At 71.1% G+C, this 16,808-nt stretch carries 14 protein-coding genes; 1 reads left to right on the forward strand and 13 read right to left on the reverse strand.

From position 1 onward, the window contains the following. Nucleotides 1-8: 8 nt before the first annotated feature. Nucleotides 9-1,664, reverse strand: coding sequence for an AMP-binding protein (locus MUB56_RS20750; RefSeq protein ID WP_244928913.1), 1,656 nt, complete (start codon nucleotides 1,662-1,664; stop codon nucleotides 9-11). A gap of 186 nt (nucleotides 1,665-1,850) precedes the next feature. On the opposite strand from MUB56_RS20750, the gene MUB56_RS20755 reads away from it, so the two are divergent. Then, nucleotides 1,851-2,930 carry a Zn-dependent alcohol dehydrogenase gene (locus tag MUB56_RS20755; RefSeq protein ID WP_244928914.1) on the forward strand — a complete coding sequence of 360 codons (1,080 nt, stop codon included), beginning with the start codon at nucleotides 1,851-1,853 and terminating at the stop codon, nucleotides 2,928-2,930. Here MUB56_RS20755 and MUB56_RS20760 read toward each other — a convergent pair. The 12 genes from MUB56_RS20760 to MUB56_RS20815 all read right to left on the reverse strand — a co-directional run bounded on the left by MUB56_RS20760 (nucleotide 2,920) and on the right by MUB56_RS20815 (nucleotide 16,807). Next, nucleotides 2,920-4,296 (reverse strand): MFS transporter, encoded by a 1,377-nt coding sequence (locus MUB56_RS20760; RefSeq protein ID WP_244928915.1) that lies wholly within the window; start codon nucleotides 4,294-4,296, stop codon nucleotides 2,920-2,922. The two genes, MUB56_RS20755 and MUB56_RS20760, sit on opposite strands and share 11 nt — an antisense overlap. Before the next feature lie 13 nt (nucleotides 4,297-4,309). Next, nucleotides 4,310-4,711 carry an OB-fold domain-containing protein gene (locus MUB56_RS20765; protein ID WP_244928916.1) on the reverse strand — a complete coding sequence of 134 codons (402 nt, stop codon included), beginning with the start codon at nucleotides 4,709-4,711 and terminating at the stop codon, nucleotides 4,310-4,312. A 10-nt stretch (nucleotides 4,712-4,721) separates the two neighbouring features. Then, nucleotides 4,722-5,906, reverse strand: a complete 1,185-nt coding sequence (locus tag MUB56_RS20770; RefSeq protein ID WP_244928917.1) for a lipid-transfer protein — start codon at nucleotides 5,904-5,906, stop codon at nucleotides 4,722-4,724. After that, nucleotides 5,906-6,343 (reverse strand): MaoC/PaaZ C-terminal domain-containing protein, encoded by a 438-nt coding sequence (locus MUB56_RS20775; RefSeq protein ID WP_244928918.1) that lies wholly within the window; start codon nucleotides 6,341-6,343, stop codon nucleotides 5,906-5,908. The genes MUB56_RS20770 and MUB56_RS20775 overlap by 1 nt, the downstream gene beginning before the upstream one ends. Then, nucleotides 6,340-6,975 (reverse strand): MaoC family dehydratase N-terminal domain-containing protein, encoded by a 636-nt coding sequence (locus MUB56_RS20780; protein WP_244928919.1) that lies wholly within the window; start codon nucleotides 6,973-6,975, stop codon nucleotides 6,340-6,342. The genes MUB56_RS20775 and MUB56_RS20780 overlap by 4 nt, the downstream gene beginning before the upstream one ends. Then, nucleotides 6,972-9,491 carry a CoA transferase gene (locus MUB56_RS20785; protein ID WP_244928920.1) on the reverse strand — a complete coding sequence of 840 codons (2,520 nt, stop codon included), beginning with the start codon at nucleotides 9,489-9,491 and terminating at the stop codon, nucleotides 6,972-6,974. The genes MUB56_RS20780 and MUB56_RS20785 overlap by 4 nt, the downstream gene beginning before the upstream one ends. 69 nt (nucleotides 9,492-9,560) lie before the next feature. Continuing rightward, a complete protein-coding gene (locus MUB56_RS20790; RefSeq protein WP_244928921.1) occupies nucleotides 9,561-9,770 on the reverse strand; it encodes a ferredoxin in 210 nt (69 codons plus the stop codon). A 1-nt stretch (nucleotide 9,771) separates the two neighbouring features. Beyond that, nucleotides 9,772-11,007 carry a cytochrome P450 gene (locus MUB56_RS20795; RefSeq protein ID WP_244928922.1) on the reverse strand — a complete coding sequence of 412 codons (1,236 nt, stop codon included), beginning with the start codon at nucleotides 11,005-11,007 and terminating at the stop codon, nucleotides 9,772-9,774. A 36-nt stretch (nucleotides 11,008-11,043) separates the two neighbouring features. After that, the gene (locus MUB56_RS20800; RefSeq protein WP_244928923.1) at nucleotides 11,044-12,543 is read right to left on the reverse strand and encodes a TRAP transporter large permease; all 1,500 of its coding nucleotides are present in this window, start codon (nucleotides 12,541-12,543) and stop codon (nucleotides 11,044-11,046) included. A gap of 47 nt (nucleotides 12,544-12,590) precedes the next feature. Beyond that, nucleotides 12,591-13,208: a TRAP transporter small permease gene (locus MUB56_RS20805; RefSeq protein ID WP_244928924.1), complete on the reverse strand. Its 618-nt coding sequence runs from the start codon at nucleotides 13,206-13,208 to the stop codon at nucleotides 12,591-12,593. A 75-nt stretch (nucleotides 13,209-13,283) separates the two neighbouring features. Next, a complete protein-coding gene (gene dctP, locus MUB56_RS20810; protein WP_244928925.1) occupies nucleotides 13,284-14,570 on the reverse strand; it encodes a TRAP transporter substrate-binding protein DctP in 1,287 nt (428 codons plus the stop codon). Nucleotides 14,571-14,701: 131 nt separating this feature from the next. After that, nucleotides 14,702-16,807 carry an acetate--CoA ligase family protein gene (locus tag MUB56_RS20815; RefSeq protein WP_244928926.1) on the reverse strand — a complete coding sequence of 702 codons (2,106 nt, stop codon included), beginning with the start codon at nucleotides 16,805-16,807 and terminating at the stop codon, nucleotides 14,702-14,704. Nucleotide 16,808 lies beyond the last annotated feature (1 nt).

Below are 16,808 nucleotides of genomic sequence, written 5' to 3' on the forward strand. Positions count from 1 at the left end.
GGCGCTCCTCAGCGGTTGTCGGGAGTCCGGTCATGGGTGTCCTCGGTGACCCCGAGGTCTCGCAGCTTGGCCTTCTGCACCCGCTGGGATGGCGTCTTGGGGAGCTCGTCGACGAAGCGCAGGTAGCGCGGCACCGCGAACGACGGGATCCGGCCGTCGCAGTGCTCCCACAGCTGTTCGGCGGTCACCTCCTGCTGGGTGATCACGTAGGCCATCACCTCGTCCTCGCCCGCCTCGGTGGAGGCGGGGACGGCGATGACCGCGCACTCCACGACGGCGGGGTGGCTGAGCACCGAGGTCTCGATCTCGTAGGAGGAGATGTTCTCACCGCGACGACGCAGCGCGTCCTTGAAGCGGTCGACGAAGTAGAACCAGCCCTCCTCGTCCTGCCGCAGCGCGTCGCCGGTGTGGTACCAGAGGTTGCGCCACGCCTCGACGGTCTTCTCCGGGGCGTTGAAGTAGCCCATCGAGCAGATGAAGGGGACCTTGGGCCGGATGACCAGCTCACCGATCTCCCCCACCGCGACCGGCTCGTCGGTCACCGGGTCCACCAGGGCGACGTCGAACCACTCGTCGGCAACAAGTCCGGCGGCACCCGCGGGGCGGTCCTCGCCGTACGGCGAGATGATCGGCGCCGAGGTCTCGGTGAGGCCGAACACCTCGACGAAGGCCTCGATCCCGTAGCGCTCCTTCATCGGCTGCACGAGGGTGGCGGCCGTCGGGGCGGCGAAGACGACCCGCAGCGGATTGTCGGCGTCGTCGTCGCGGGGGTCCTGCTTCCAGATGAAGTCCATCATGACGCCGATGAAGTTGGTGACCGTCACCCGGCTCGTGCGGACGTGGTCGATCCAGCGGCTGGCCGAGAACTTGCTGCGGATCACGCAGCGGGCACCCGCGACCAGCGTCGGGTAGGCGGCCATGAACTGGGCGTTGCCGTGGAAGAGCGGCGTCAGCGTCATCCAGGCGTCGTCGGGAGTGAGCCGGACCAGGGAGACGCACTCGTCGGCGAAGAAGTACATCTGGGCGTGCGGCATCGCGACACCCTTGGACGGCCCGGTGGTACCGGAGGTGAAGAGCACCGAGGCGAGGTCCTGGGGCTGCACTTCGGGGAGCTCGACGCTCGTGCCGGACGACACCTCACCCTCGAGCTCGTCCCAGGGGGCGGCCTCCCAGCCCGCCTCACGGAGCAGCTCGATCGCCTTGTCCTGCTGACCGTTGTCGATGACCCAGAACTTGGTGATCGTCGAGGCGGCCTCCTTGACCGCGATGAACCGCTCGGCGAAGACATCGTCGATGACAGCCAGCCGCGCCTCCACGGTGCGTACCTGGTGGGCCAGGAAGTCGTGCTCGTACGCCGTGTTGATCGGGACCTCGACCAGACCGGCGACGGCGGTGCCGATCCAGGTGCGGACGAAGCGAGAGGAGTTCTGGGCGACCAGCACGACCCGGTCACCCTGGCTGGCGCCGTTGGTGAGGAAGTTGCGACCGACGCGCTCGGCGGCGGTCAGCATCTCGGCGAAGGTCCAGGTGGCGGCCTCCTCCGGCACGTCGAGCCAGACCGAGTCGGGACGCTTGGCGGCGTGGTGGCGCAGCACGGTGGGCAGCGCCCAGGTGGCGCGGTCCTCGAAGGTCGGCTTCAGGTCGCGGTAGTAGCGGAAGGTCACGAGTCTGTCCCTTGCTGCTGGGCTCGAACGGCCGCCGTTTTGACCGGCCGCGGCACTGACCGAGCGTTCATCTCGATCTATGCTTTTGATAATCAGCAATATAGGCTGGCCCTCGAAGCCGGTCAAGGTCGGGTCCCCGGATCCGCGGTCGGCCCCCAGACACCGAACGACAGGAGCCCCCGCGACATGAAGGCTGCAGTGCTGACCGAGTTCGACGCACGCCCCGAGGCCGCGGACGTGACGCTCGGGGACATCCTTCCCCAGGAGGTCCGCGTCCGGACAGCCGCCAGCGGGGTGTGCCACTCCGACCGTCACGGCCAGACCGGCGGCATCCCGTCGATGCCGGTCCCCACGATCCTCGGTCACGAGGCGGCCGGCGAAGTACTCGAGGTGGGCAGCCAGGTCACCAGCGTCCGGCCCGGCGACCACGTCGTGGTGGCCCCGGCCGCCTCGTGCGGCCTGTGCGAGTGGTGCAGCAAGGGCCACCCACAGCACTGCTCGGACCAGGGCAGGGTGCGCGCCCCGGGGCTCGGCGACCGCCTGACCCTCGACGGGCGCGGCGTCGGCCAGTTCGTCGGGGTCGGCAGCTTCGCCGAGGAGATGCTGGTCCAGGTGACCGCAGTGGCTCGCATCCCGAAGGAGATGCCGCTGGACAAGGCGGCGCTCCTCGGCTGCGCGGTGATCACCGGACTGGGGGCGATCCGGCACTCGGCGCAGGTGCGCTTCGGCGACACCGTCGCCGTGATCGGCTGCGGCGGCGTCGGCCTCAGCGCCGTCCAGGGCGCCGCCCTCGCGGGAGCGTCGCGCATCATCGGCATCGACCGGATGGCCTCCAAGCTGGAGATCGCCCGCACGTTCGGTGCGACCGACGTCGTCGACGCGAGCACCACCGACCCGGTGCAGGCCGTGCTCGAGCTCACCGGTGGGGTGGACCACTGCATCGAGGTGGTCGGGATCGCGGCCACCATCGAGCAGGCCTTCGGCATGCTGCGTACCCGCGGCACCGCCACCGTGGTGGGCCTCCCCCATCCCGGCGACACACTCTCGCTCCCGGCGTCTGCGATGCTGCAGGAGAAGCGCCTCCAGGGCTCCCGCCTCGGCGGCACGCAGTTGCGCGTGGACGCCCCGCTCTACGCCGAGATGTACCTGTCGGGTCGCCTCGACCTCGACCCGCTGATGGGGAGTACCGTCTCGCTCGCCGACGTCGGAGACGCGCTGGAGGAGATCGACACCGCGTCCGCCGCGCGCACCATCGTCACCTTCTGATGACCGGTCCTCCCGGCCCTGGCTGCCGGGGCCGGCGCGGGCCGGACCTGCGCCGGCCCACGGCGACGCAGAGTGAGGCGGTCAGACAGACGACGGCGATCGCCGACACCGCGACCGTCATCCCGAACGCGCTCGTGAGCCCGCCCAGGGCGGCCGAGCCGAAGGCCGCCCCGAGCATGAAGATCAGGGTCATCACCCCCATCGCGGCCCCGCGGACGTCGAGCGGGAACCGGCGCCCCACCTCCGACATCAGCGCGGACTGAGCCAGAGCGGCCAGGCCCGTCACGCCGAAGCTGGTCACCATGAGCAGTGCCGGGGTGAGCACGCGGTCGTGGGCGGCCACCCCGGCGGAGCAGACGAGCATGAGGACGCCCGTTCCGGTCCCCGCGACGAGGAGGCAGCCCACGCCGCTGAGGCGGCTCAGCAGTCCGGGGGTGGTCCGCGAGGCGAGGAGCCCCGCCAGCGCGCTGGGCGCCATGGCCGCACCCACCTGCCACGGCTCCCACCCGAGTCGGTCCAGGGTCAGGGGCAGCACCAGCATCAGCGCGAACCAGGCCCCCGGGACCACTGCCCCTCCCATGGCGAGGCCGAGCATCCGTACGTCGGAGAGCACCGTGCGTGGCAGGAAGCCCTCCGGCACCCTGCGCACGTGGCGCAGCAGGAGCGGGGTGCCACCGACGACCAGTCCGGCCCCCACCCACCCGGCCGGCCACGAGGCGGTGGGCGACTGCAGGAGTAGCACCACGCCAGCCGCAGAGGTCACCACGAGCAGCGCGCCGACGAAGTCGATGCGCGCACCGGAGCCTTCGGTCGGCAACCATCGCCAGACCGGGACCAGTGCGACCAGGCCGACAAGGGGGAGGGCGAGCGCGATGCGCCACCCCAGCACGTTCGCGACGCTGCCGCCGATCAGCGGTCCGATGCTGCCGACCGAGATCGCGATGCCCGTCACCGCCGCGAGCGCGCGGTTGCGCAGCCCGCCGGCGTAGGACCGCTCCACAGCGGCGGTCAGCAGGGAGGGAAGGCTCGCGGCACCCAGGCCCTGGACGGCTCGCGCGACCAGCAGCAGGCCGAACGTCGGGGCCAGGGCGGCGAGCACCGAGCCGACGCCCAGCAGGACCGTCCCCACCGCCAGCGGCTTCCGGATCCCGTAGAGGTCGCCCAACCGACCATAGAGCGCGGTGCACACCGAGAGCACCAGCACGTAGAGGCTGATCACCCAGGAGGCCGAGCCCTCGCGGAGCCCGAAACCGTCGACCAGGTCGGGAAGGATCACCGCCACCGACGCGCTGGCGAACGTGATCATGCCGAGGAGGACTCCGGTCCACACCGCCATCCGCAGCGGGGGTTGCGCCTGGCTCCGCACCGGCGGAGCGATGTCAGGCGAGGACGGCGACCGGGAGATGCTCGCTCCCCTCGGGCTGGACCCAGTCGACGCGCACCGCGCGCCCGACCGACAGGTCAGCAGGGTCGACCTCCGGCAGCTGCAGCGGCAGCCAGGGGCCCTCCTCCAGCTCGACGATCCCGATCACGGTCGGCACCGCCGGGCGGTCCTCGGTGGCACGGCCGGGCTTCACGGTCCAGGAGACGAGGGCTCCGGTGCCGGAGGCCTCGCGCCACTCCAGGTCGGCGGCCTGGCTGACCGAGCAGACCCGGGCGGAGGGCTCGGACCACTCCTGGCTGCTCGGCGAGAACCGCAGGAGCAGACGGCCCTCTGCGGCGGCCTCGAAGAAGGGGGCCGAGTGGTCGTCGCGGACGACGGCCTTGAGCGAGTGCAGCACGGGAGTCTCCTCAGCTCTTCCGGTGGGGACTGACGACCAGCGTCGAGTGGAAGTCCAGGACTCCCCCGTTGCCGCTGACCATGACGAGGTCGTGCTTGTCGACCTGGCGGTCTCCGCCCTGTCCTCGCGCCTGGATGACGGCTTCCGACAGCGGGGTCATCCCCCACATGTAGTACGAGGACAGCTCGCCGCCGCCGGTGTTGGTCGGGTGGCTGCCCCCGGGAGCGATCGCCCCGCTGGCGACGAACTCGCCACCCTCGCCCTTGGCGCAGAAGCCGTAGTCCTCCAGCGTGACGAGGGTCGTGTAGGTGAAGCAGTCGTAGAGCTCGCGGACGTCGATCTCGTCGACCTTCACCCCGGCCATCGCAAGGGCGCCGGCCCCGGACCGCGCAGCGCCGGTGACGAGCCCGAACTCGCTGTCGCGGCGGTTGACGTAGCCCGGGTGCGCCTGCCCCCAGCCCCACACGTGCACCGGGGGCTGCTGGAGCGCCTCGGCCCGCTCGGAGCTGGTCACGACGATGGCGACGGCTCCGTTGCTGACCAGGCAGCAGTCCAGCAGCCGCAGCGGGTCGGCGATCGTCCGCGACTCCTGGTGGTCGGCCAGGGTGATCGGCTCACGCATCTGGGCGTGGGGGTTCATCGCCGCCCACTGCCGCGCGGCGACCGCCACGGCCCCCAGCTGCTCGCTGGTCGTGCCGTAGGTCTCCATGTGGCGCCGCGCGGCGACGGCGTACCGCTCGGGGGCGGCCTGCAGGCCGGCCGCGAACTGGAGGGACTGGACCCCCTCCATCGCGCGCTTCTGCCCGCCGTACGACGCCCCCGCCCGCTTGCCCTCGGTCAGCGGCGCGTCGGCGTAGACGCACGCCACCACGTCGGCCATGCCGTTGGCGATCGCCATCGACGCGTACTGCACCATCTGCCCGGCGGAGGACCCGAAGCCCTGCATCGTCGCCAGCAACCGGGTGTCGCGCATCTGCAACGTGGACTGCAGGCGCAGATCGGTGTCGTTCTTCACCCCCGGGTTGACCAGGAGCCCGTCGATGTCGGAGAGCGCCAGGCCGGCGTCTGCTGCGGCGAGCGTGATCGCCTCCACCGCGAAGTCGGTGGCGGACCTCCCGTAGACCTTGCCCATCTGGGTGATGCCGAGTCCCGCGATCGCGGTTCCCCCCGACGCCTCGTGCGTGATCACGCCCATCAGCTCTCCTCCTCGCGACGCGGCAGCGTCACCTCGACCAGCCCGGGCCCCACCGTGACGCCCTTCGAGTTCTCACACCTGATCGCGACCTCGACCACCCCGATCCCGTCCTCGACGCGGGTCGCGACGACCTCTGCGTGGACCGTGGTGGTGTCTCCCACGTGGTTGAACGCCCTCATCCGGAAGCCGCGGAGCGCACGGATCGTGCCCTGCGCCCCGATCCAGTCCCGCACGCACCGCTCCCACGTGCCCATCAGGAACGACGTGTTGGCGTACATCTCCTCCGCGCCGGTGCTGCGCGCGTACTCGGAGTTGTGGTGGATGGAGTTGAAGTCGCGGTTGGTGCCGGCGGCCATCACCAGCCGGTAGACCGTCAAGGGGTAGGCGACCGACGGCAGCTGCTCCCCCACGGTCACGTCCTCGAACCACCGGGTCATCGCGCCTCCTCCGTCCGGGCCGGTTCAACGGCACGGGGCACGTAGGCGTAGGTGCCGATGCGGATACGCGCCACCACCTCGGGCTCGGCACCACCGCGGTCGCTGACGACCTCGCTCTCCCAGGTCATGAACGCCCCGCGGCCCACCGAGGTCTCCTTCGGCTTGCACGACACCAGCGTCTTCCCGCGTCGCCCCAGCCGCTCGCCGGCGACCACGGGGCGGAGGAAGTCGAGCTCCACGTCGGTGCCGAAGAAGCCGGTCGTGCGCGGGCCGATCCCCAGCCCGCTGTCGTTGATCGCGCTGTGCACCGGCTGGGCGTCCCGGTCGTCGGAGTCGAAGAGCACCTGCCCCGGCTCCCAGGCCGCCGGCAGGGTCCAGGGCATCACGCCGGTGTATGGCATCGTCACGTCATCGAAGCCGCCCGCCCGGGCCGCCTCGTGGTCGGTGTGCAGGGCGCAGTCCAGCTCCAGCGGCTCCAGGTAGCGCCGGATCGCCCCGGCCTCCACCGGGTCGCCGCCCCAGGTCACCTCGCCGTCGAGGAAGTCGCGGCCGACCGCGTCGACGACCGGGCGCCACTCGTCCTGCCAGGTCTCGTCGCTCGTCGCCGTGCGGTCGGTCGGGGTCGGACTCATGCCAGCACTCCCTCGTCGGTCAGTGCTGCCACCCGTGCGGCGTCGTAGCCGAGCAGGGTGCGCAGCACGTGGTCGTTGTCCTGGCCCAGCGCGGGCGCCGCGCGACGCGGACCGCCCGGCGTCGCGGAGAGCTGCCAGCGGGGGCCCTCGGCGTACGTCGTGCCGTGCCGCTCGCTGGGGAGCGGCACGAGGTGGCCGCGGAAGACCAGCTGGGGGTCGTGCGTGAAGTCGGCGCTCGAGGAGGCCACGTGCGCCGGCACCCCCGCCTGCTGGAGCCGCCGCTCCGCCTCCCCGGCCGGCTGGCCCGCCGTCCATGCCGCGACCGCGGCCTCCAGCTCCTCGCCGGCGGCCAGGCGTCCGCGGGCGTCGGCCAGGTCGGGACGGGAGGCCAGGTCGGGCCGCCCGATCACCTCGGCCAGGGCCAGCCAGTCCCGGTCGTCGCGCACCGCGACCGCGACGAACCGGTCGCGGCCATCCTCGGGCAGGCACGGGTGGACGCCGTGCGGGGCCATCGCGGCGTCGGTATTGCCCCGCCTGCCCGCCACCGTGCCGTCGTACGACGCGTGCGCGATCTGGGGGGCGAGGAAGTAGACACCGGCCTCGACCTGGCTGAGGTCGACGTAGCAGCCCTCCCCCGTCCGCCGGCGGCGCTCGAGGGCGGCCAGCAGCGCCGGCACGGCCAGCCTGGGGCCGACGTAGTCGGTGTACGGGCCGAAGGGCCCCAGCGGCAGCCGGTCGGGCCAGCCGACCAGGTGCTGGAACCCGCTGAGGGAGGACCCGACGTTGCCGTATCCCGCCAGCCGCGACCAGGGCCCGGACTGGCCGGCGATGGAGGTGCTGACCATGACCAGGTCGGGCCGGTCGGCGGAGAGGGTGGCGTGGTCCAGCCCCCACTTGGCCAACTGACCCGGCGAGAACGACTCGATGACCACGTCGGCCCACGCCACCAGGTCGCGAGCCACCGCCTGGCCCGCGGGTGACTTCAGGTCCAGGGTGACGCCCAGCTTGCCGGCGTTGCAGTTGCCGAAGAGAGCGGAGTTCTCCTTGTCCTGCTCGCCCCGGTGGAAGGGCTGCATGAGGCGCGCGGTCTCCACCCGGGTGCTCGACTCCACCCGGACCACCTCGGCGCCGAAGTCCGCCAGCTGGCGGCCGATCAACGGCCCGGCGACGACCCAGGAGAGGTCGAGCACCTTGAGCCCGGCGAGAGCCCCGTCGCCCGCGGGGAGGGGCGCAGCCGCGGCCGGGGACCCGGCCGTCAGGGGTCGGGCCTGCGGCGACCACTCGGTCAGCACCTCGTCCGTGTGCTCGCCCAGCTCGGGAGCACGGCGGCGCAGCGACGGCGAGACCCCGCCCGCGACGCGGGCCAGCACCCCGGGAACCCGGACCTCGACCCCGGCCACCTCGAGGGTCTGCCAGAAGCCGCGCTGGACCAGGTGGTCGCTGGCCAGCACGTCTCCGCTGTCGTAGATCGCCATCGCGAGCAACCGCCGGGCCAGGGAGGCCGCGACGACCTGCTCCTTGGTGCGGGTGAGCAGGAAGGCACGGACCGCGGCCCGGGCCCGGTCGAGGTCCTCGACGGTGAGCTCACCGTCGGTGAAGCGGTCCGGCACCGTGCGCCAGTCCCAGGCGGCGACGTCTGCCGGCAGCAGGGCGCCCTGCTCCGGACCACCGTGCTCCGCGACCCCGCCCTCCTCGGCGATCCATGCGAACAGGCGGTTGGTGAACGCGCCGGCGGCCGGCCCCATCGACAGGTGCAGCTCGACGATCCCGTCGGCGCAGTGCCACTTCTTCAGCGAGTTCGGGGTGGCGGCGCCGCTGCCGCTCTGGTCGGTCCGGCCGACGGGCTGCGTCTGCCACTCCGGGTTGGCGTCGCCGACGGCGGTGGCCAGCACCCTGGCCAGGGTCGCGGCCGCGGTGGAGACCTGGGCGGAGACGTCGACAACCTGGCCGTCACCCGTCCGGGCGCGCGCCAGCACCGCGGTCAGGGCCCCGGCGGCGGCGTCCGCCCCCGCGTGCAGGTAGGCCTGCGGCACGCTGATCCGCAACGGCGGCCGGTCGCCGTCGCGGTGCGGCTCGAGCGGGCCACCCGCGGCCCAGACGACGAGGTCGGTGTCGGCGTACGACGCCTTGGGCCCGTCCCAGCCGAATCCGCTGATCACCACGCAAACCAGTGCGGGGTCCTCGGCACGCAGCGTCCCGGGGTCCAGGCCCCGGTCCCGCAGCCACTGCGGCGCCATCGAGGTGACCACCACGTCCGCGGCGCGTGCGAGCCTCCGGAAGGAGTCCTGGCCCTCGGCGGTGTCGAGGTCCAGGCAGACGCCTCGCCGGTTCGCGCCGAACGTCTGCCAGACCAGGGAGACGTCACCGTCGTCCCCGACCAGTGGCGCAGCGCGGCGGCCGGTGGAGCCGGAGGGAGGCTCCACCTGCACCACGTCGGCGCCCAGGTCGGCCAGCACCCGGCCGCACAGCAGCCCGCGCTCGTCGGTGAGGTCGAGGACCTTGAGGTGTTCGATCATGTCGTCAGCACGCGTCCTTCGGGCCGGGCCCCCGGCGACGCGTGGTCGGCGGGGGCGCCGAGCGGAACCTCAGGCCGGAGCCTGCTCGAGGAGGGCGATGGCGCCTTCGGGGCAGGCGTCGGCGGCGTCCTGGGCCTCGCCGAGAAGGTCGTCGGGCACCTTCCAGCACTCGCCCTTCTGTGCGACGAACCCCTCCACGTCGTCCGAGAGCAGCTCGGGGGCTACGCCGTAGCAGCGTCCGTGGCCCATGCACTTGGCCTCATCGATGGAGATGTACATGTCAGACCTCCCACTCCAGCGGCAGGCTGGTCATCGTCAGCTGGCCGCCACGCTCGCGCAGTTCGGTCCCCTCGGCGATCCGGTACTCGGGGATCCGCTTGTGCCACTCCTCCAGCACCACCTTGAGCTCCAGCCGGGCCAGGTGCATGCCCAGGCAGCGGTGCGGTCCACCGCCGAAGGCGAGGTGCTGGTTGGCACCGGCCCGGTCGAGGACGACCTTGTCGGGATCGGGGAACTTGCGGGGGTCCCGGTTGGCCTGGGCCACGCCCAGCCACACCACGTCGCCCTGCTCGAGCTCCAGCCCGTGGAAGTCGGCGGGCTCCTGGACCTCGCGCCCTGCCTGGATGACCAGCGGGAAGGTGCGCAGGAACTCCTCGACCGCGTTGGGGATGATGCTGGGGTCCTCGACGATCTTCCTCCGGTCCTCGGGGTTGCTCGCGAGGTGGGCGAAGATGAAGCCGAGCGCCGAGCGGGTGGTGTCGAGGCCGGCGAGCATGAGGGTCAGGCAGATCGTCCTGATGTCCTCCTGGGAGATCGGCTCGTCGTCGATCCGGGCCGTGACCAGGCGCGAGACCATGTCGACGTCGGGGTCCAGCGGGTTCTCGCGGCGCTCGTTCACCGCCCGGTCGAAGTAGTCCATGATCTTCTTCTTCGACTCCTCAGCCCTCTCCGGTTGCCCGGCGAGGAGGGAGTTGAAGTAGTCCTCGGACCACTCCAGGAAGAACTCGCCGTCGCTCACCGGCAGACCGAGGAGCGCCAGGAAGAGGTCCGTGGGGTAGCGGATCGCGAACGCGGCGACGAAGTCGTCGGCGCCCTTGGGCTTCAGCTCCTCGATCAGCTCGATGCACCGCTCGGTCGCCATCTCCTCCATCCGCCGCACGGCGGCAGGGGCGAAATACTGGTTGAGGATGCGCCGCATCTTCACGTGCTCCTGGCCGTTGAGGTCCTGCGGGAGCAGGCGCTCGTTGGAGGAGCCGGGGCGCAGCGCCGAGCGGACCGCGGTGGTCCAGGTCGCGTGCTGCTGGAACCCCTCGCGCACGTCGTCGTAGCGCTGCAGCATGAAGAAGCCGCGGTCGGTGGTGTCGTTGAACAGGAAGCGGGACTTCTCGCGGTCCGGGTCCAGGAGGGCGTAGTGCCCGAAGACTTCGGTCTCCTGGGTGTAGTCCGTGTGGACGACGGGACAGCCCCGGTGGGACTGGCCCTGGTCCCGGTCGGCCTGGGTCGGTGTCTCAGTCATGGGATCTCTCTTCTCCGAGGGCAAGGGACGGCAGGGTCATTGCTCGCCGAGACTCGGCAGCCAGGTGGCGATCTCAGGGAAGAAGATCAGGATCACGGTGGTGATGATGGCCATCGGCATGAACCACCAGCAGGCCATGAACACGTCGTTCAGGGTGATCTTCTGGCCCTGGTTCACCTCGGGTTCCTTGGTGATGGTGTGGATGATGAAGGCCAGGATGCCCACCGGAGGCGTGACCACCGCGAGCTCGCCCATGAAGACCGCGAAGACGCCGTACCAGAGCAGCGAGATGTCCAGCGAGGCGAGCGTCGGGATCAGGATCGGGACGGTCAGCACCATCATCGGCAACGGCTCCATGAACGTGCCCAGGATGATGTAGACGACCATCATCATCAGCAGGAACGAGACCCGACCCAGGTCCATGTGCTCGACCAGCTCGGCGAACCCGGTGCTGATCCCGGTCAGGGTGAACATCCGGGAGAGCGCCTCGACGCCCACGAGCATCAGGAAGATCGCGCCTACGCTGCTCACGGTGCCGACGGAGGCTTCGATGATGGCGCGCATGGCATTGCGCTTCTGCCAGATCACGGTGACGAACAGCGAGAACAGGGCGGCCACGGCACCGGCCTCGGTGGCGGTGAACACGCCCGAGAACATCCCGTAGATGATTAGGCCCATGATCAGCGGCACCGGCCAGGTGTCCGCAACCGCCCTGAAGCGCATCTTCCAGGTGATGCCGTTCGCGTTCTCCTCACGCGTGTGCTCGGTCTCGACCGGGGCCCACCTGCGCGCGAAGATCACGATCATGATCGTGAAGAGGATGGCGACCAGGATGCCCGGTCCGACACCGGCCAGCAGCTGGGGGCCGACCGGAACCTCGGCGATGCCGGCATAGATGACGAGCATGATGCTGGGCGGGATCAGCTGACCCGGCAGACCGGCGACGATGACCGCGCCGACCGCGAGGCGCTTGTCGTAGCCCGCCTTGAGCATCTCGGGGATGCCGATGCGGGCGAGGGCGTAGGTGGTGCCGACCGAGGAGCCGCTCACCGCGGCCAACCCGGCGCCGGCGAGGTTGGTGCCGACCGCAAGGCCGCCGGGCAGCCAGCCCAGCCAGTACCTGGCGGCCTTGTAGAGGCTCTCGGTCAGACCGGCCTTCCACAGCATCAGCCCCATCAGGATGAACATCGGGACGACGCTGAGCGTCCAGTTGGCGATCTGGCCGTAGGCCAGGGTCGTCATCGTGCTCTCGACCAGACGCTCGCCCCGCATCGCGTACATGCCGAGCATCGCGGGGATCAGCATCGCGATCGCGATCGGCATCCGCAGGAAGATCAGTCCGAGCATCAGCACGCAGGCCGCGCCGCCGATCGCCTCGGGGACGAGCGGCATGAACATGGCGATGGTGGACCCCACGAGCACCACCGCCGTGATGGCGAAGGCGATCCAGGAGCGCCGACCGTTGACCGGCCCGCCCACGTTCTCTGCCCTTGGCGCCGGGCTGCTCGGGGGCGGGGTGGCGGTCTGGGTCTGCATGCGGTCGTCTCCAACCCGGTCGTCTGGGGAGCGGGTGTCCACGGGGTTCATCGGTCCCCTCCCGCCTTGTGGGAGTGGCCCAGGCGCACGGCGTCGTCGCGCGTCGCCTCGTCGCTGGCCAGGGCGTCCAGCACGGCCGCGTCGCCGACGTCGCTCACGAAGTGGTCCTGCTCCGGGTGGAGCAGGGCCCTCCAGGCGGCCACGAGGAACTGGATGGTGAGGCTGCCGAAGGCCAGCGGGACCAGGAAGTAGGCGGGCCAGGCGATCAGGTCGCTGACGCCGGCCGTCTTGCCGATCTCCTTGGCGTGCATCGCCTCGCCCCACCCGAACCAGGCGAAGCCCGCGACCACGACACTGCACAGCACGAAGACGAACGCGAGGACGAAGCGCTTGGTGACGGCCGGCAGCATCTCGAAGACCAGGTCGGCTGCGATGTGCTGCCCGCGGTGCTGGGCGGCGATGAAGCCGAGGAACGCGACGAGCGGGAGGTACCAGTACTCCACCATCTCGAGGGTGTTGTCGATGGGGCTGTCGAACCAGGTCCGCATCACGGCGTTGGCGGTGACGTGGAGCATCATCAGGAAGGTGATGAGCACCGCCGGCACCTCGATGAGGAGCTCAAAGCCGCGAGAGGCGACCTTGGACTGCGTGGCGTTCTCGGCCATGGCTTCCTCCGGTGGGTGGATGAGGGGCCGACTGCGGTCCGCGTGGCGGACCGCAGTCGGGGGTGTTGTGTGGTGTCAGGAGGGGCGGCGCGCGGACCAGATCTCGTTCATCACGAGCTCGGTGTACGCCGTCATGTCGAGGTCGCCCGGCGTGAAGTTCTCGTCGAAGTCCTGGTAGCCGACCTCGGCGGGGATGTCGAGGGCCTCGACTTCGTCGAACCACTTCGCCGCGGCCGTCTCGGCCGCGTCGACCAGCGCCCCGCCGTCGGAGACACCGTCACCGTCGCGGACCGTGTCGAGGAGCTTCGCGTTGGCCGCTTCGAGGGCGCTCAGCGCGTCGGGCTCGAAGTCCTGGAAGGATCCGTCGTTCTCGCGCACAAGCTTGGCCGCCTCCGCCGTGTTGGGCCAGATCTTGTCCTCGATGTTGCTGGCGATGTAGACGTCCAGGCGGTCCCACATGAGCTGCTGGGCGACCAGCGGGAGCGAGTCCCAGGTGTCCTTGCTGAACGACCAGCCGCCGGGGGCCAGGGCGAAGCCGACCTCGGAGTTGACGGTGACGTGCGGAGCGGCGGGGATGAAGCCGCCCAGCACACCGACGGTGAGGGTGGCGTTCGCGCAGTCCACCACGCCACGCTCGACGGACTCGAAGACCTCGGTGTACGCGACGGTGGCCGGCGAGCCGCCGAGTGCCTTGATCTGCTCGGTCTGGGCGGTGCCGGAGGCGGAGGTCGCCGCGCCCTTGAGATCAGCCAGGCCGGTGCGCGGCTCGCTGCACAGCAGCATCTGGGAGCCGGAGTTGAAGATCGGCACCATCGGGACGATCCCGTGGTCCTCGAACTCCGCCATCACCTCGTCGTTGTTGAAGGCCACCTCGTTCGGCCAGGCGTTCGACTGGAGCGCCCCGGCGATCACGGTCTGGTCCGAGATGAAGCCGGTCTCGATCAGCGCGGCGTTGGCGGGGTACTCGCTGGGCTCGTAGATGGGGAGCGTGGAGGCCACGTCGAGACGACCATCGGTGAGCGCGTCGTCGATCTCGGTCGGCTCGGCGACGGCGTTGGAGTAGGCCACCTCGAAGGTGATCTTGCCGTCGGACCACTCCTCGACCGCTGCGACCCACTTCTCGATCGGGGCACCCGTGGCGCTTCCCTTGGGGCCGGGGCTCTGGGTGTTGAGTTCGATCGGGTCGACGTCGGCGAACGCCTCCTGGTACTCCTCCATCGAGGCTCCTATGTCGAGCCCCTCGCCCGAGCCCGACGAGCCCGAGTCGGAGTCCTCGGCGCACCCGGCGAGCGTCAGTGCGCTGACTACTGTGACGGCGAGCGCCGCGATGCCCGACCTGTTGATGCTGCGCTTCGTGACCATGTTTCGACTTCTTTCGCTCGTGCGGCGGGCCGCCCCGATACGGTGCCTGGGTCGACGTTCAGTGACGCGTGTCACTGCGTGCATATCATTCGCCTAGATTGCCCTTGGGGTCAAGAGTCCATGCGCATCAATTAAGATTGACCGCGCCAGACGACCAGCGCGTCGAGTGCCTCGACCTGAGCACCGTGCACCCTCAGCGGGTTGACCTCGAGGGACTCCAGGTCGTCGCCCAGTCCCTCGGCCAGCCGGGCCACGGCCTCCACGGCGTCGCACAGCCGGTCCAGGTCGGCAGCCGGTCGGCCACGGACGCCGTCCAGCACCGCGGCGCCCCGCAGGCTGCCCAGCAGCTCACGCGCCCGGTCCCGGTCCACGGGCAGCAGCGCGAGGACCGCGTCGTCGAGGACCTCCACCAGGACTCCGCCGAGGGCGACGGCCAGCACGAGGCCCCACTCGGCGGAGCGGGTCACGCCCACCAGGAGCTCGGTCCCCGGCGGTCTCATCGGAGAGACCAGGACCCCGTCCAGGACGGCTCCCCCAGCCGCGGCGCCGCTGCACGCGGCGATGATCTCGTCGTACACGGCGCCGGCCCGGTCTACGGTGACACCGAGCCGCACCCCGCCCAGGTCGCTCTTGTGGGCGATGTCGGCCGAGACGATCTTCATCGCCACCGGCCCGTCGAACCGGGCGGCCGCAGTCTCGGCCTCGTCCGCGGAGTGCACGTGGACTCCGGGCACCACCGGCACGCCGGCCTGCTCCAGCAGGGCCCGCGCGTCCACCTCGGAGTACGCGCCGCGCCGCGCTGCCAGCGGCTCGACGCGCGCCGGCTCCTGGCCCACCCGTGCCACGTCGGCGGACCAGCGCACGACCCGCCCGATCCCCTCGACCGCGGCCCGCATACCCGGCACCACGTGCGGGACCCCGCCGGCCCGCAGCACCTCACGGGTCTGCGCCCCGATCGGCTGCATGACCTGGGTGACGTACAGGGCCGGAGCGGCGGAGGCCTTCATGCCCCGGCCGATCGCGTCGACGTACTTCTGCCCGTAGAACGGGCGGCCGTCCTCGCGCCAGGGCAGTGAGTTGACGACCACCACGGCGCCGACCGACTCGTCGTTGCCCACCGCGCCGATGGCGTGCTCCCACAGGTCCGTGTCCACCAGGGCTGCCCCGGTGACGTCCAGGGGGTTGTGCGCGTGACCGAAGTCCGGCATCTTCTCGGCCACCGCCGCGGTGGTCGCCGCCGAGAGCTCGGGGAGCTGCGCGCCGACGGCGTCGGCGAGGTCGGCGATGATGTCGCACGCCCCGCCGGAGATCGAGACGACGCCGATCCCCGGCCGCTCGATCCGACCGGTGGTGGCGGCGATGCCCGCGGTCACGAGCATGTCCTCGATGGTGTCCACGCGGATCACGCCGAGATCGGCGAAGACCGCGTCGACCACCCGGTCGTCGCCGACCAGGGCACCGGTGTGCGAGGCGGCGGCCCGGGCCGCCAGCTCGCTGCGGCCAGCCTTGAGGACGACGATCGCCTTCCCCTTGCGCGCCGCCCGTCGCGCGGCTGACGCGAAGAGCTCCGGCTCGCGGATGGCCTCCATGAAGATCGCCACGGCCCGCACCGACTCGTCGTCGACGAGGTGGTCGAGCAGGTGCGCCACGGTCACCATCGCCTCGTTGCCGACGGTGATCACGTGGGAGAGGTTCACCGCCGCCATCGAGGCGAAGTCCTTCATCGCCCCGCAGCTGGCGCCGCTCTGGGAGATCAGGGCCACTCCCCCCGGTTCGGTGGGCGGGTCGGAGAGTGCCATCGCCGGGATCCCGGCGGTGACGTTCACCAGACCCAGCACGTTGGGCCCGAGCATCGCGACGCCCAGGCTCTCCGCGAGCTCGACGAGCTCGTCCTGGCGGGCCCGGCCCTCCGGCCCGGTCTCGGCGTACCCCGAGCTCAGCACCATCACGGCCCTGGCGCCGGCGGCGGCCGCATCCCGGATGGCGTCGGCGGCCCGCGCCGCCGGCACCATCACGAACGCCAGATCGACCGGCTGGCCGATGGCGACGCAGGTCGGGTAGGTGTCGCGTCCGTGCACCTGGGGGCTGCGCGGATTGACCAGGTAGGTGCGCTCCCGGTGGCCCGCCGCGTCCAGGTTGCCGTGGACCAGCAACGAGAACGTCGACTTGTCACTGGCCCCGATCAGGGCGAACGAACGGGGAGACAGCAGGGCGTCGAGACCCTCGCGGCTCACCATC

The sequence above is a fragment of the Nocardioides sp. W7 genome (assembly GCF_022919075.1).
Lineage (GTDB): Bacteria > Actinomycetota > Actinomycetes > Propionibacteriales > Nocardioidaceae > Nocardioides.

Bases quoted from the DNA above. Each gene is read 5' to 3' on its own strand.
- MUB56_RS20755 (WP_244928914.1), top strand. From the start codon at position 1,851: ATGAAGGCTGCAGTGCTGACCGAGTTCGACGCACGCCCCGAGGCCGCG.
- MUB56_RS20770 (WP_244928917.1), bottom strand. From the start codon at position 5,906: ATGGGCGTGATCACGCACGAGGCGTCGGGGGGAACCGCGATCGCGGGA.
- MUB56_RS20775 (WP_244928918.1), bottom strand. From the start codon at position 6,343: ATGACCCGGTGGTTCGAGGACGTGACCGTGGGGGAGCAGCTGCCGTCG.
- MUB56_RS20780 (WP_244928919.1), bottom strand. From the start codon at position 6,975: ATGAGTCCGACCCCGACCGACCGCACGGCGACGAGCGACGAGACCTGG.
- MUB56_RS20785 (WP_244928920.1), bottom strand. From the start codon at position 9,491: ATGATCGAACACCTCAAGGTCCTCGACCTCACCGACGAGCGCGGGCTG.
- MUB56_RS20790 (WP_244928921.1), bottom strand. From the start codon at position 9,770: ATGTACATCTCCATCGATGAGGCCAAGTGCATGGGCCACGGACGCTGC.
- MUB56_RS20795 (WP_244928922.1), bottom strand. From the start codon at position 11,007: ATGACTGAGACACCGACCCAGGCCGACCGGGACCAGGGCCAGTCCCAC.
- MUB56_RS20800 (WP_244928923.1), bottom strand. From the start codon at position 12,543: ATGCAGACCCAGACCGCCACCCCGCCCCCGAGCAGCCCGGCGCCAAGG.
- MUB56_RS20805 (WP_244928924.1), bottom strand. From the start codon at position 13,208: ATGGCCGAGAACGCCACGCAGTCCAAGGTCGCCTCTCGCGGCTTTGAG.
- dctP (WP_244928925.1), bottom strand. From the start codon at position 14,570: ATGGTCACGAAGCGCAGCATCAACAGGTCGGGCATCGCGGCGCTCGCC.
- MUB56_RS20815 (WP_244928926.1), bottom strand. From the start codon at position 16,807: ATGGTGAGCCGCGAGGGTCTCGACGCCCTGCTGTCTCCCCGTTCGTTC.